A 12,084-nucleotide genomic window follows, 5' to 3' on the forward strand; every position below is an offset into this window, starting at 1 on the left:
GCTCCGAGTCCTCCGCTCTGTGGTGGATCCGCTGACGACCGCCAAGTGCCCGCGATCCACTGGGTCCTTGTTCCGCTGTTGGGCGGAAATGACCATATTTTCTGCTGTGGTCCGACTTCTTGGCGACGTTACCCGAGCCTGGGGCGGACTCCGAGTACCGCACTGCCGACGCGCACATGTGTCGCTCCGGCGGCCACGGCCTGTTCGAGGTCCGCACTCATCCCTGCCGAGACCATGTTCGCAGCCGGATGGGTCCGGCGCAGGTCGGTCGACAAATCCATCAACCGCTCGAACGCCGCCTGTTGGCGGCCCGCGTACTCCCCGGTGAGCGGCGCGACGGTCATCAGGCCGTCCAGCCGCAGCCCTTCGGCCCCGGCCACCAGGCCGGCCAGCTCCGCGACGCCGGAGGGCGCCACGCCCCCGCGCTCGCCCCGGCCGTCGGCACCGGCGTCGAACGCGACCTGGATCAGGCAGCCGACCTCGCGCCCGGCCCGGACGGCCTCCTTGGAGAGCACCGACACAAGACGGGCACGGTCGACGGACTGCACCACATCGGCATAACCGACCACCGAACGCACCTTGTTGGTCTGAAGTTGACCGACGAAATGCCACACGAGGGGCAGATCCGCACAGGCCGCCGCCTTCGGGGCGGCGTCCTGGTCGCGGTTCTCGGCGACGTGCCGCACACCGAGCTCCGCGAGGGCGCGCACGTCGCTCGCGGGCCAGGTCTTGGTGACCACGATCAGCGTCACCTCGTCGCGTCCGCGACCGGCCGCGTCGCACGCGGCGGTGATCCGCTCCTCCACTCTCGCCAGGTTCGCGGCGAGTTCGTCCTTACGGTCCGTCATGTCCTCGCGTCCAGCCACACATAACTCGCGAGCCGCCCGGTGGTGCGGTCGCGGCGGTACGAGAAGTGATCGTCCGACTCCCGTGTGCACACGGGCGAGCGCTCGGCGCCGGAGACGCCCAGACGCTCGAGTTGCGCGTGCACACCCGCGACGACGTCGACCGCCGGGGTGCCCCAGCTCGTCTCGGCGTACGCCGCCGGTTCGACGGCGGCCACGTCGGCGCGCATCCGCTCCGGCACTTCGTAGCACCGTCCGCACACCGCGGGTCCGGTGCGCGCGACGATCCGGGCCGGGTCGGCGCCGAGTCCGGTCATGGCGCGTACGGCGGCCGGGACCACCCCGGCGACCAGTCCGGGCCGGCCCGCGTGCGCCGCGGCCACGACGCCCGCGACGGGGTCGGCCAGCAGCACCGGCACGCAGTCGGCGGTGAGCACGGCGAGGGCGAGTCCGCGCCGCGCGGTGACGACCGCGTCCACCTCGGGCACCGGACGGTCGCCCCACGGCTCGTCGACGACGACCGCGTCGGCCCCGTGCACCTGGTTCATCCAGACCACGCGGGCCGGTTCAACGCCGAGCGCCTTGGCGGCCAGTTCCCGGTTGGTGCGCACGGCCTGCGGATCGTCCCCGACCGCGCCCCCCAGGTTGAGCTCCTCATACGGAGCGGCGCTCACCCCGCCCCACCGGTCGGTGAAGCCGAAGTGCGCGCCGCTCACGCTCTCGCGCCGTCCTATCACTTCAGGAAGTCCGGGACGTCCAGTTCCTCGGCCGCGCTGTCGTAGCTCCGGGACGGCGGGACGGGGGGCTGGACGGCCGGGATGTCGGCCACGGGCTCGGCGGCCGGGGCCGGCTCCGGGTCCTCCTTCGGCGTGACGCTGCCGAGCGAGCCGAAGGACGGGCGGCTCTCCGGCCGGCCGGCCGGGGCGGGCTCCTCGCGCTTGACCGAGGAGGAACCGAGGACGTTGTCCCGCTTGGCGGGCGGCTGGCCGCCGTCGAAGCCGGCCGCGATGACGGTGACCCGGACCTCGTCGCCGAGGGCGTCGTCGATCACCGCGCCGAAGATGATGTTGGCCTCCGGGTGGGCGGCCTCGCTGACCAGCTGGGCGGCCTCGTTGATCTCGAACAGGCCGAGGTCGGATCCGCCGGAGATGGAGAGCAGCACGCCGCGGGCGCCGTCGATGGACGCCTCGAGCAGCGGGGAGGAGATGGCCATCTCGGCGGCGGCCACCGCGCGGTCGTCGCCGCGGGCCGAGCCGATGCCCATGAGGGCCGAACCGGCCTCGGACATGACCGACTTGACGTCGGCGAAGTCGAGGTTGATGAGGCCGGGGGTGGTGATGAGGTCGGTGATGCCCTGGACACCGGAGAGGAGGACCTGGTCCGCCGACTTGAAGGCGTCGAGAACCGACACCTGGCGGTCCGAGATGGACAGCAGCCGGTCGTTGGGGATCACGATGAGGGTGTCGACCTCTTCGCGGAGCTCCGCGATGCCGTCCTCGGCCTGGTTCGCGCGGCGCCGTCCCTCGAAGGTGAACGGGCGCGTCACCACACCGATGGTGAGGGCGCCGAGGGAGCGGGCGATGTTGGCCACGACGGGCGCGCCGCCGGTGCCGGTGCCGCCGCCTTCACCGGCCGTCACGAAGACCATGTCGGCCCCCTTGAGGACCTCCTCGATCTCCTCGCGGTGGTCCTCGGCGGCCTTGCGGCCGACGGCCGGGTTCGCTCCGGCGCCGAGTCCGCGGGTGAGTTCACGGCCGACGTCGAGCTTGACGTCGGCGTCGCTCATCAACAGCGCCTGCGCGTCGGTGTTGATGGCGATGAACTCGACGCCCTTGAGACCGACCTCGATCATCCGGTTGATGGCATTGACACCACCGCCGCCGACACCGATGACTTTGATGACTGCGAGGTAGTTCTGCGGTGCTGCCACGTCGAAGGCCTCTCGCCTCGAGTTACGTGTCGCCGGGGCCGCCGGAGCAACTGCTGCCCCCGCGATCCGACGACTGATGCCGATTGGGACGGTCCGTAGCGCCGACCCGAACCCTAACGTTGAAGTTTAGGGTTACCAGTGTGTCTGTTCCCTGGAGTCTTCTGAACAGGACACTAAGTCGACACGTGGCGCACGTTCAACGAACACGCCGAACCTCCCGTTTTTCTTTTCACCCTATGTGATCAGCCGTGTCGCTGCCCAACCAGGGTGCTGGCCTGCGCTGATGTGCGTCAACTCCCTGATGACGCCGGGGCGCTGGGAACGCTGACGTCGAAGTGACGCGCGTCCGGCTCCGCTTTCATCAGCGCGGTGAGGGCGCGCGCCTTCCGCGCCCCCCTCTCGCTGCTTCCCCAGTCGACGGTACGGCCGTCCGTGAGTTCCAGCGAGATGTCGTCGTAGGAACGGACCTTGACGGTGCGCGTCTCAGGCGCGAGGGACTCGGGGACGGCGCCGGCCACGCGTACCGCCTCGCGCACGAGACGGTCCTCGCCGAAGCGCCGGAGGCTGGCCGCCGCGGACCCGGAACGGGAGAGGTCCATCTCCAGGGCGGGCACTCCCTTGGGCGCCTTCTCGACGGTGGCGAACCGGACGCCCTCGTCGTCCACTTCGACGAACTTGCCGCCCTGGTGGACGAGGAGGACGGCGGTGCGTTCGGTGACCCGGAGCGCGATCTCGTCGGGCCAGGAACGGACCACCTCGACGGTGTCGATGCGGGGCAGCGCCTCGGCGGTCCGCCCCTCGATGGCCCCGGTGTCGACCGAGACGAGCTGTTCCCCGAGCGGCACATCGGCCGCTCCGCGGACCTGGTCCGGCGTCAGGACGTCGGTCCCGGTGACCGAGACGCGCTCCACACGCACCAGATCCGATCCGTACAGCAGCCAGAAGGTGCCGCTGCCGAGGAACAGAAGGACGATCGCCGATGCGATCATCAGACGAAGACGCCGTCGTCGTACGGCTCGTACGGGCGGCGGGCCGGACGACTCCCGCTTGCGTTCACCGCGCTCGGCGGTCGTCGATCCGGCCACGCTTCCTGCCCTCCGTCACATGCCTCTACCTGTGGGCACGGGCGGCGACCGCCTCGTACACCATGCCGACGAGCAGGTCGTCGGCGTCCCGGCGGCCGAACTCGCTTGCGGCGCGGGACATCTCGTACAGCCGGTGCGGGTCGGCGAGCACGGGCAGGACGTTCTGCTGCACCCACTCCGGGGTGAGGTCCGCGTCGTCGACCAGCAGTCCGCCGCCGGCCTTCACCACCGGCTGGGCGTTGAGCCGCTGTTCGCCGTTGCCGATGGGCAGCGGGACGTAGGCGGCCGGGAGTCCGACGGCGGAGAGTTCGGCGACGGTCATCGCGCCCGCGCGGCAGAGCATCATGTCGGCCGCCGCGTACGCGAGGTCCATCCGGTCCAGGTAACTTACCGGGATGTAGGGGGGCATGCCCGGCATCTGCTGCACCTGCGGCAGTTCGTTCTTCGGGCCGACCGCGTGCAGGATCTGGATCCCGGCCTGCTGGAGCCACGGGGCGACCTGCTGGACCACCTCGTTGAGCCGGCGGGCGCCCTGCGAGCCGCCGGAGACCAGCAGCGTCGGCAGATTGGGGTCGAGGCCGAACGCGGCGCGCGCCTGCGGGCGCACGGCGGCCCGGTCGAGGGTGGCGATGGTGTGCCGCAGCGGGATGCCGATGTAGCGCGCGCCCCGCAGCTTGCTGTCCGGGGTGGCGACGGCGACCTGGGCCGCGTACCGGGAGCCGATCTTGTTGGCCAGGCCGGGGCGGGCGTTGGCCTCGTGGATGACGATCGGCACGCCGAGGCGCTTGGCCGCGAGATAGCCGGGCAGGGCGACGTAGCCGCCGAAGCCGACCACGGCGTCGGCCCGGGTGCGCTCCAGGATCTGCTCGGCCGCCTTGATGGTGCCGCGCAGCCGGCCCGGGACGGTGATCAGCTCGGGGGTGGGCTTGCGTGGCAGCGGGACGGCGGGGATCAGCGCGAGCTCGTACCCGCGCTCGGGTACGAGACGAGTCTCCAGGCCGCGCTCCGTGCCCAGGGCCGTGATGCCCACGGACGGATCCTGCCTGCGCAGCGCGTCCGCGAGGGCGAGCGCGGGCTCGATGTGGCCCGCGGTTCCTCCGCCGGCGAGTACGACATGCACCGAAATTCACCGCTCTCCGGACGAACGCGCCCCCGGGGCACGCCGTCGCATCGTGTTCCATCTCCGGGGCCGCTGAGAACCCCTGATCCGCTTTCTACCAAAGCGGGGTTGCCGCATGGCGAGCGCCATCCGCGCAGCGGGGTCCTCACGCGCGAAGGCGATCAGCAGCCCGATGGCGAACATGGTCGGCAGCAGGGCGGACCCGCCGTAGGAGAACAGCGGGAGCGGGACTCCGGCGATCGGCAGCAGACCGAGCACCGCACCGATGTTGATCACGGCCTGCGCCGTGATCCAGGTGGTCACGCCTCCCGCGGCATACCTGACGAAGGGGTCCTCCGTGCGTCCGGCCACGCGGATACCCGCATAGCCTAGAGCGGCGAACAGGGCGAGCACCGACAGCGTCCCCGCCAGGCCCAGTTCCTCACCGGTGACGGCGAAGATGAAGTCCGTGTGCGCTTCGGGCAGTTCACCCCATTTCTCCAGGCTCGCGCCGAGCCCGGAGCCGAAGATCCCGCCGGAGGCCAGGGCGTAGATGCCGTGCACGGCCTGCCAGCAGTCGACCGGGCCGGTCTGCGGCTCGGTGGCGCCGAGGCAGGCGAGCCGGGCCATGCGGTTCTCGCTGGTGCGGATGAGGATCGCGCCGAGCAGCGCGGCGACCGCCAGCACCCCGGCGAACAGCCGGGTCGGGGCGCCCGCCAGCCACAGCAGGCCGAAGAGGATCGCGGTGAGGATGATGGCGGTGCCCATGTCGCCGCCGAGCATGATCAGCCCGAGCAGCATGAACGCGGCCGGCACCAGCGGCACCAGCATGTGCTTCCACTGGGCCAGCAGCCGCTTGTCCTGTTTGCGGGCGAGCAGGTCGGCGCCCCACAGCACCAGCGCCAGCTTGCCGAACTCGCTGGGCTGGAGCTGGAAACTGCCGCCCAGCGCGAGCCAGTTCTGGTTGCCGTTGACCGCGACTCCTATCCCCGGCACCTGCACCAGGGCCATCAGGAACACGGCCCCCGCGAGGATGGGGTAGGCGAGCGCGCGGTGCAGCTTCACCGGCATCCGGGACGCCACCAGCAGCAGCACGGCGCCGATCACGGCGGCCAGCAGCTGCTTGCGGAAGAAGTACGAACCCGGCAGCGACATCTGGAGCGCCGTGATCTGGGAGGCCGAGTAGACCATCACCAGACCCAGCACGGTGATCAGCAGACTGCCGCCGAGGACGACGTAGTACGCGGTCAGCGGCCGGTCCCAGGCCCTGCGCGCCCGGATCACCAGCGTGCGCAGGGGGTTCTCGCGCGGGGGGCGGGGCACGACGGGGCGCCGGGCGGCCCGCTGCACGGGCGGCCTGCCGGTACGGCTACTGGACATCACGACCTCCGCGGTACGCCGGCCAACAGGTCTCGGACGGTCCCACGCGTCCCTCCCAGGGTCGCCCGGCGCCGAAGCGGCCGGGGTCAGGCGCCGAGCTCGCGCACCGCCTGGGCGAACGCGTCACCGCGCTTGTTGTAGTTGGCGAACATGTCCATCGAGGCGCAGGCCGGGGCCAGCAGCACCGTGTCACCGGGGCGGGCCAGCCGCCGCGCCTCCTGGACGGCCTGGAGCATCGCCCCAGTGTCGGTCCGCCCGAGGTCGACCACGGGGACTTCGGGGGCGTGTCGCGCGAGGGCTTCGCGGATCAGCTCGCGGTCCCGGCCGATCAGCACGGCGCCGCGCAGCCGCTTCGCCGCCTCGGCGACGAGTTCGTCGAAGGTGGCGCCCTTGGCGAGCCCGCCGGCGATCCACACCACGGAGTCGTACGCCGCCAACGAGGCCTGCGCGGCATGCGTGTTGGTGGCCTTGGAGTCGTCGACGTACGCCACGCCGTCCACGTCGGCCACGTGCGCGATGCGGTGGGCGTCCGGGGTGAAGTTCCGCAGGCCCTCCCGTACGGCGCCCGCGGGCACGCCGTAGGCGCGCGCGAGGGCCGCCGCGGCAAGGGCGTTGGCGATGTTGTGCGGGGCGGCCGGCTTCACGTCGGCGACCTCGGCGAGCTCCTGGGCGTTCTTCTGCCGGTTCTCCACGAAGGCACGGTCGACCAGGAGGCCCTCGACGACGCCGAGTTGGGAGGGGCCGGGGGTGCCGAGGGTGAAGCCGACGGCCCGGCAGCCCTCCTCCACGTCGGCCTCGCGGACCAGGTCCTCGGTGGCCTTGTCGGCCACGTTGTAGACGCAGGCGACGCGGTTGCCCTCGTAGATACGGCCCTTGTCCTTCGCGTACGCCTCCATGGAGCCGTGCCAGTCGAGGTGGTCGGGCGCCAGGTTGAGGACGGCGGCGGAGTGGGCGCGCAGCGAGGGCGCCCAGTGGAGCTGGTAGCTGGACAGCTCCACGGCGAGCACGTCGTACTCCTCGTCGCCGAGGACCGCGTCGAGGAGGGAGACGCCGATGTTGCCGACGGCGGCGGTGCGCAGGCCGGCCGCCTCCAGGATGGAGGCGAGCATCTGCACGGTGGTGGTCTTGCCGTTGGTGCCGGTGACCGCGAGCCAGTCCGCCGCGCCCGGCTTCCTGAGCCGCCAGGCGAGTTCGACGTCGCCCCACACCGGCACCCCGGCCGCGTCCGCCGCCGCGAAGAGCGGCTTGTCCGGCTTCCAGCCGGGCGCGGTGACGATGAGCTCGGTGCCGTCGGGCAGGGTGGCGCCGTCCCCGAGGCGGACGGTGACGCCGAGCGCCTCCAGTTCCGCGGCCTGCTCCCGGGCCCGTGCGTCGTCGCCGTCGTTGACGACGGTGACCTTCGCGCCGAGTCCGTGGAGCACCTTGGCCGCCGGGACGCCGGAGACGCCCAGTCCCGCGACGGTGACGTGCTTGCCCTGCCAGTCGGTCACTTGTCCGCTGCCCATCCCGCGTAGAAGAGGCCGAGTCCGACGATCACACAGATGCCCTGGATGATCCAGAAGCGGACCACCACAAGGACTTCGGACCAGCCTTTGAGTTCGAAGTGGTGCTGGAGCGGCGCCATCCGGAAGACCCGCTTTCCGGTGAGCCGGAACGAGCCGACCTGGATGACCACCGACATCGTGATGAGGACGAACAGGCCGCCGAGGATGGCGAGCAGCAGCTCGGTGCGGGAGCAGATCGCGAGACCCGCGAGCACGCCGCCGAGCGCCAGCGAACCAGTGTCGCCCATGAAGATCTTGGCCGGGGAGGTGTTCCACCACAGGAAGCCCAGGCAGGAGCCCATCAGCGCGGACGCCACGACGGCGAGGTCCAGCGGGTCGCGCACCTCGTAGCAGGCGCCCGGGTTGGTCAGGGTCTCGCCGTTGGCGCAGGACTCCTGGAACTGCCAGACGCCGATGAAGGTGTAGGCGCCGAAGACCAGCACGGAGGCGCCGGTGGCCAGACCGTCCAGGCCGTCGGTGAGGTTCACGCCGTTCGACATCGCGAGGATCATGAACAGCGCCCAGATCACGAACAGCACCGGGCCGATGGTCCAGCCGAAGTCCGTGATGAACGACAGCTTGGTGGAGGCCGGGGTCTGCCCGCGGGAGTCCGCGAACTGCAGGGACAACACCGCGAAGGCGACGCCGACGATCAGTTGGCCGGCCATCTTCGCCTTGGCCCGCAGACCCAGCGAACGCCGCTTGACGATCTTGATGTAGTCGTCGAGGAAGCCGACCAGGCCCATGCCGACCATCAGGCCCAGCACCAGCACGCCGGAGTACCGGGGCGACTCGCCACTGATCACCTTGGACAGGAAGTAGGCGGCGACCGTCGACAGGATGAAGGCGATGCCGCCCATGGTGGGCGTACCGCGCTTGCTGGCGTGCTCGCGCGGGCCGTCGTCGCGGATGTACTGCCCGTATCCCTTGCGGGCGAGCAGCTTGATCAGCAGCGGGGTGCCGATCAGCGTCAGGAAGAGGCCAATGACTCCTGCGAACAGGACCTGATTCATCATCGGGCGGCGACCTCACCCTCGGCACCGGTCTCGAGCAGCGCCTGCGCCACGCTCTCGAGCCCGACCGAACGGGACGCCTTCACGAGTACGACATCCCCCGGGCGCAATTCGCTGCGCAACAGGTCGACCGCCGCCTGTGCGTCGGACACGTGCACCGACTCCTCACCCCACGAACCCTCGTTATATGCGCCCAGTTGCAGCCAGGCGGCTTCCCTGCCCCCGACCGCGACGAGCTTGCTGACGTTGAGCCGGACGGCGAGCCGTCCGACCGCGTCGTGCTCGGCGAGCGCCTCGTCCCCGAGCTCGGCCATCTTGCCGAGCACCGCCCACGTACGTCCCCCCTTTGCCCGTGAGGCTTCACCCATGGCGGCCAGCGCACGCAGCGCGGCCTTCATGGACTCGGGGTTCGCGTTGTAGGCGTCGTTGACGACCGTCACGCCGTCCGGTCGCTCGGTGACCTCCATGCGCCAGCGGGAGAGGGAGCCCGCCTCGGAGAGCGCGCGGGCGATCTCGTCTGCGGACATGCCCAACTCGTGGGCGACGGCGGCCGCGGCGAGCGCGTTCGACACGTGATGCTCACCGTACAGGCGCATGGTCACATCGCTTGCACCGGAGGGTGTGTGAAGCCTGAAGGAAGGCTGTCCGCTGTCCGTGAGTCGCACGTTCTCGGCGGAGACGTCCGCTTCGCCGGACTCTCCGAAAAGGAGCACCTTCGCCTTCGTACGGGAGGACATGGCGCGGACGTAGGGGTCGTCCGCGTTGAGGACCGCGACGCCCCCCTCCTCGGCCGGCGGCAGCGACTCGACCAGCTCGCCCTTGGCCTGGGCGATCTGCTCACGGCCGCCGAACTCGCCGATGTGCGCGGAGCCGACGTTCAGCACGAGGCCGATCCGCGGCGGCGTCAGACCGGTGAGGTAGCGGATGTGGCCGATTCCGCGCGCTCCCATCTCCAGCACGAGGAACTTCGTCTCCTCGGTGGCGGTGAGCGCGGTCAGCGGCAGTCCGATCTCGTTGTTGAGGGAGCCGGGCGTGAACACGGTGGGGGCCTTGTGGCGCAGCACCTGGGCGATGAGGTCCTTGGTGCTGGTCTTGCCGGCCGACCCGGTGAGGGCGACGAGGGTGGCGCCGAGCCGGGCGACGACATGGCGGGCGAGGGCCCCGAGGGCGGCCTGGACGTCCTCCACGACGATCGCGGGGACCCCGACCGGCCGGGAGGCGAGCACGGCGGCCGCGCCCGCCTCGACGACCTGGGCCGCGAAGTCGTGGCCGTCCACGCGCTCGCCGACGAAGGCGACGAAGAGGCTGCCCGGACCCGCCTCCCGCGAGTCCCGGACCACCTCGCCGGTGACCAGGACGGAGGGGTCCGGTATGTCGTGCGTCTGCCCGCCGACGACTTCTGCGATCTCGGCGAGGGAGAGGGCGATCACAAGTTCATCCCTGGGTCTTCTTGATGGCTTCGCGAAGCACCTGGCGGTCGTCGAACGGACGCACCACCCCGGCGATGTCCTGTCCCAGCTCGTGGCCCTTGCCGGCGACCAGCACGGTGTCGCCGGGCTCGGCCCGGGCGACGGCGGCGGCGATCGCGGCGGCCCGGTCCTCGAAGACCTGGACCTCGCCGCGCTCGTGGGCGGGCACCGAGGCCGCGCCCTGGAGCATCGCGGCGAGGATCGCCAGCGGGTCCTCGGAGCGGGGGTTGTCGGAGGTCAGTACGGCGGTGTCGGCGAGCCGCGCGGCGGCGGCGCCCATCGGCTCCCGCTTGGTGACGTCGCGGTCGCCGCCGCAGCCGAGCACGACGTGCACCCGGCCCTCGGTCACCTTGCGCAGGGCGCGCAGCACCGACTCCACGGCGTCCGTCTTGTGGGCGTAGTCCACGACCGCCAGGTACGGCTGGCCGGCGTCGACGCGCTCCAGGCGGCCGGGCACGCCCGGCACGGCGGCGACGCCGTCGGCGGCGGCCTGCGGGTCGAGTCCGGCGGCGGCCAGCGCGACGATCGCGGCCAGGGAGTTGGCCACGTTGAACGGGCCGGGCAGCGGGGCGCGGGCGGTGATCCGCTCGTCCTTGGGCCCGACCACGGTGAACGTCGAGTCCAGCGGGCCGACATGCACGTCCTCGGCGCGCCAGTCGGCGTCCGGGTGCCCCTCGGCGGAGTAGGTGACGACCGGGACGCCGGCCTCCTTGACCAGGCGGCGGCCGTACTCGTCGTCCACGTTGACCACGCCGAGCCGGCTGCGGGCCGGCGTGAACAGCTGCGCCTTGGCCTGGAAGTAGTCCTCCATCCCGGAGTGGAACTCCATGTGCTCCGGGGAGAGGTTGGTGAAGACGGCGATGTCGAAGACGCAGCCGTCGACCCGGCCGAGGACCAGCGCGTGGCTGGAGACCTCCATGGCCACGGCCTCGGTGCCGCGCTCGCGCATGACCGCGAACAGCGCCTGGAGGTCGGTGGCCTCGGGCGTGGTGCGCTCGGACTTGATGCGCTCGTCGCCGATGCGCATCTCGACCGTGCCGATCAGTCCCGTGCTGCGAACGGTCCGCAGACCGCCCTCGACGAGGTAGGCGGTGGTGGTCTTGCCGGAGGTGCCGGTGATGCCGATCTGGAGCAGATCGCGCCCGGGGTGGCCGTAGATGGTGGCGGCCAGTTCGCCCATCCGCGCCCGCGGGTCGTCCACCACCAGGGCGGGCAGTCCGGTCGCGGCGACGCGTTCGGCGCCCGCCGGGTCGGTGAGCACGGCGGCGGCGCCGAGGCCGGCGGCCTGGGTGACGAAGTCGGCGCCGTGGGCGCGGGCGCCGGGCAGGGCGGCGTACAGGTCCCCGGGCCGGACGGCGCGCGAGTCGTGGGTGATGCCCGTGACGTCGGCGGTCTGCGCGGGTGCGGGGACACCCAGCTGACCGGCGAGTTCCGCGAGAGATGTGGCGGAGACCCGGTCCGGACGGGGCGGTCCCGGATATGTCACGGGTTGGCCCTTCTGGGTGGTTTGGGACTGATCAGCGTGTGGCACGGCGGTGAGCGTACCGGGCGTACCGCTCGGCGGGCCAAGCGAGGGGCCGCGGGGGCTCTGGTTCCCGGGGTCGGGGGTGATCGTTGTCACGAGGTGGTTCCTGGTGGCTCGGTGCTCGGTACGTGGCTCGGTGCTCGGAACGGGGTCAGGGCTGGAAGGTGACCGGCAGGGCGGCGGGGGCGGCGCCG

10 protein-coding genes are annotated in these 12,084 nt (G+C 71.5%); all 10 read right to left on the reverse strand.

Features of this window, described 5'->3' with window-relative positions:
• Positions 1–128 precede the first annotated feature (128 nt).
• The gene (locus CCN29_RS18330) at positions 129–848 is read right to left on the reverse strand and encodes a YggS family pyridoxal phosphate-dependent enzyme (RefSeq protein WP_031018417.1); all 720 of its coding nucleotides are present in this window, start codon (positions 846–848) and stop codon (positions 129–131) included.
• Positions 845–1,582 (reverse strand): peptidoglycan editing factor PgeF, encoded by a 738-nt coding sequence (pgeF, locus tag CCN29_RS18335; RefSeq protein WP_086683100.1) that lies wholly within the window; start codon positions 1,580–1,582, stop codon positions 845–847. Before pgeF ends, CCN29_RS18330 begins: the two co-directional genes overlap by 4 nt.
• Positions 1,579–2,775, reverse strand: a complete 1,197-nt coding sequence (gene ftsZ / locus CCN29_RS18340; RefSeq protein ID WP_086683103.1) for a cell division protein FtsZ — start codon at positions 2,773–2,775, stop codon at positions 1,579–1,581. The genes pgeF and ftsZ overlap by 4 nt, the downstream gene beginning before the upstream one ends.
• Positions 2,776–3,065: 290 nt before the next feature.
• Complete coding sequence (locus tag CCN29_RS18345; protein ID WP_086683106.1) at positions 3,066–3,860, reverse strand: cell division protein FtsQ/DivIB; 795 nt, start codon at positions 3,858–3,860, stop codon at positions 3,066–3,068.
• 25 nt (positions 3,861–3,885) lie between these two features.
• Positions 3,886–4,980, reverse strand: coding sequence for an undecaprenyldiphospho-muramoylpentapeptide beta-N-acetylglucosaminyltransferase (gene murG, locus CCN29_RS18350; protein WP_006131291.1), 1,095 nt, complete (start codon positions 4,978–4,980; stop codon positions 3,886–3,888).
• A gap of 6 nt (positions 4,981–4,986) precedes the next feature.
• Positions 4,987–6,339 (reverse strand): putative lipid II flippase FtsW, encoded by a 1,353-nt coding sequence (ftsW, locus tag CCN29_RS18355; RefSeq protein WP_086683108.1) that lies wholly within the window; start codon positions 6,337–6,339, stop codon positions 4,987–4,989.
• Between the two features lie 86 nt (positions 6,340–6,425).
• Positions 6,426–7,844, reverse strand: coding sequence for a UDP-N-acetylmuramoyl-L-alanine--D-glutamate ligase (gene murD, locus CCN29_RS18360; protein ID WP_031018407.1), 1,419 nt, complete (start codon positions 7,842–7,844; stop codon positions 6,426–6,428).
• Complete coding sequence (gene mraY / locus CCN29_RS18365; protein ID WP_006131287.1) at positions 7,826–8,896, reverse strand: phospho-N-acetylmuramoyl-pentapeptide-transferase; 1,071 nt, start codon at positions 8,894–8,896, stop codon at positions 7,826–7,828. The genes murD and mraY overlap by 19 nt, the downstream gene beginning before the upstream one ends.
• Complete coding sequence (locus tag CCN29_RS18370) at positions 8,896–10,326, reverse strand: UDP-N-acetylmuramoyl-tripeptide--D-alanyl-D-alanine ligase (protein WP_031061917.1); 1,431 nt, start codon at positions 10,324–10,326, stop codon at positions 8,896–8,898. Before CCN29_RS18370 ends, mraY begins: the two co-directional genes overlap by 1 nt.
• 4 nt (positions 10,327–10,330) lie before the next feature.
• Positions 10,331–11,851 carry a UDP-N-acetylmuramoyl-L-alanyl-D-glutamate--2,6-diaminopimelate ligase gene (locus CCN29_RS18375; protein WP_006131285.1) on the reverse strand — a complete coding sequence of 507 codons (1,521 nt, stop codon included), beginning with the start codon at positions 11,849–11,851 and terminating at the stop codon, positions 10,331–10,333.
• Between the last annotated feature and the right edge of the window lie 233 nt (positions 11,852–12,084).

Origin of the sequence: Streptomyces pseudogriseolus (assembly GCA_002154585.1) — a bacterium.
Taxonomy (GTDB): domain Bacteria; phylum Actinomycetota; class Actinomycetes; order Streptomycetales; family Streptomycetaceae; genus Streptomyces; species Streptomyces pseudogriseolus.

Excerpts from the sequence above, each read along its gene's own strand:
- CCN29_RS18330 (WP_031018417.1), bottom strand. The coding sequence starts at position 848 with ATGACGGACCGTAAGGACGAACTCGCCGCGAACCTGGCGAGAGTGGAG.
- ftsW (WP_086683108.1), bottom strand. The coding sequence starts at position 6,339 with ATGTCCAGTAGCCGTACCGGCAGGCCGCCCGTGCAGCGGGCCGCCCGG.
- mraY (WP_006131287.1), bottom strand. The coding sequence starts at position 8,896 with ATGAATCAGGTCCTGTTCGCAGGAGTCATTGGCCTCTTCCTGACGCTG.
- murD (WP_031018407.1), bottom strand. The coding sequence starts at position 7,844 with ATGGGCAGCGGACAAGTGACCGACTGGCAGGGCAAGCACGTCACCGTC.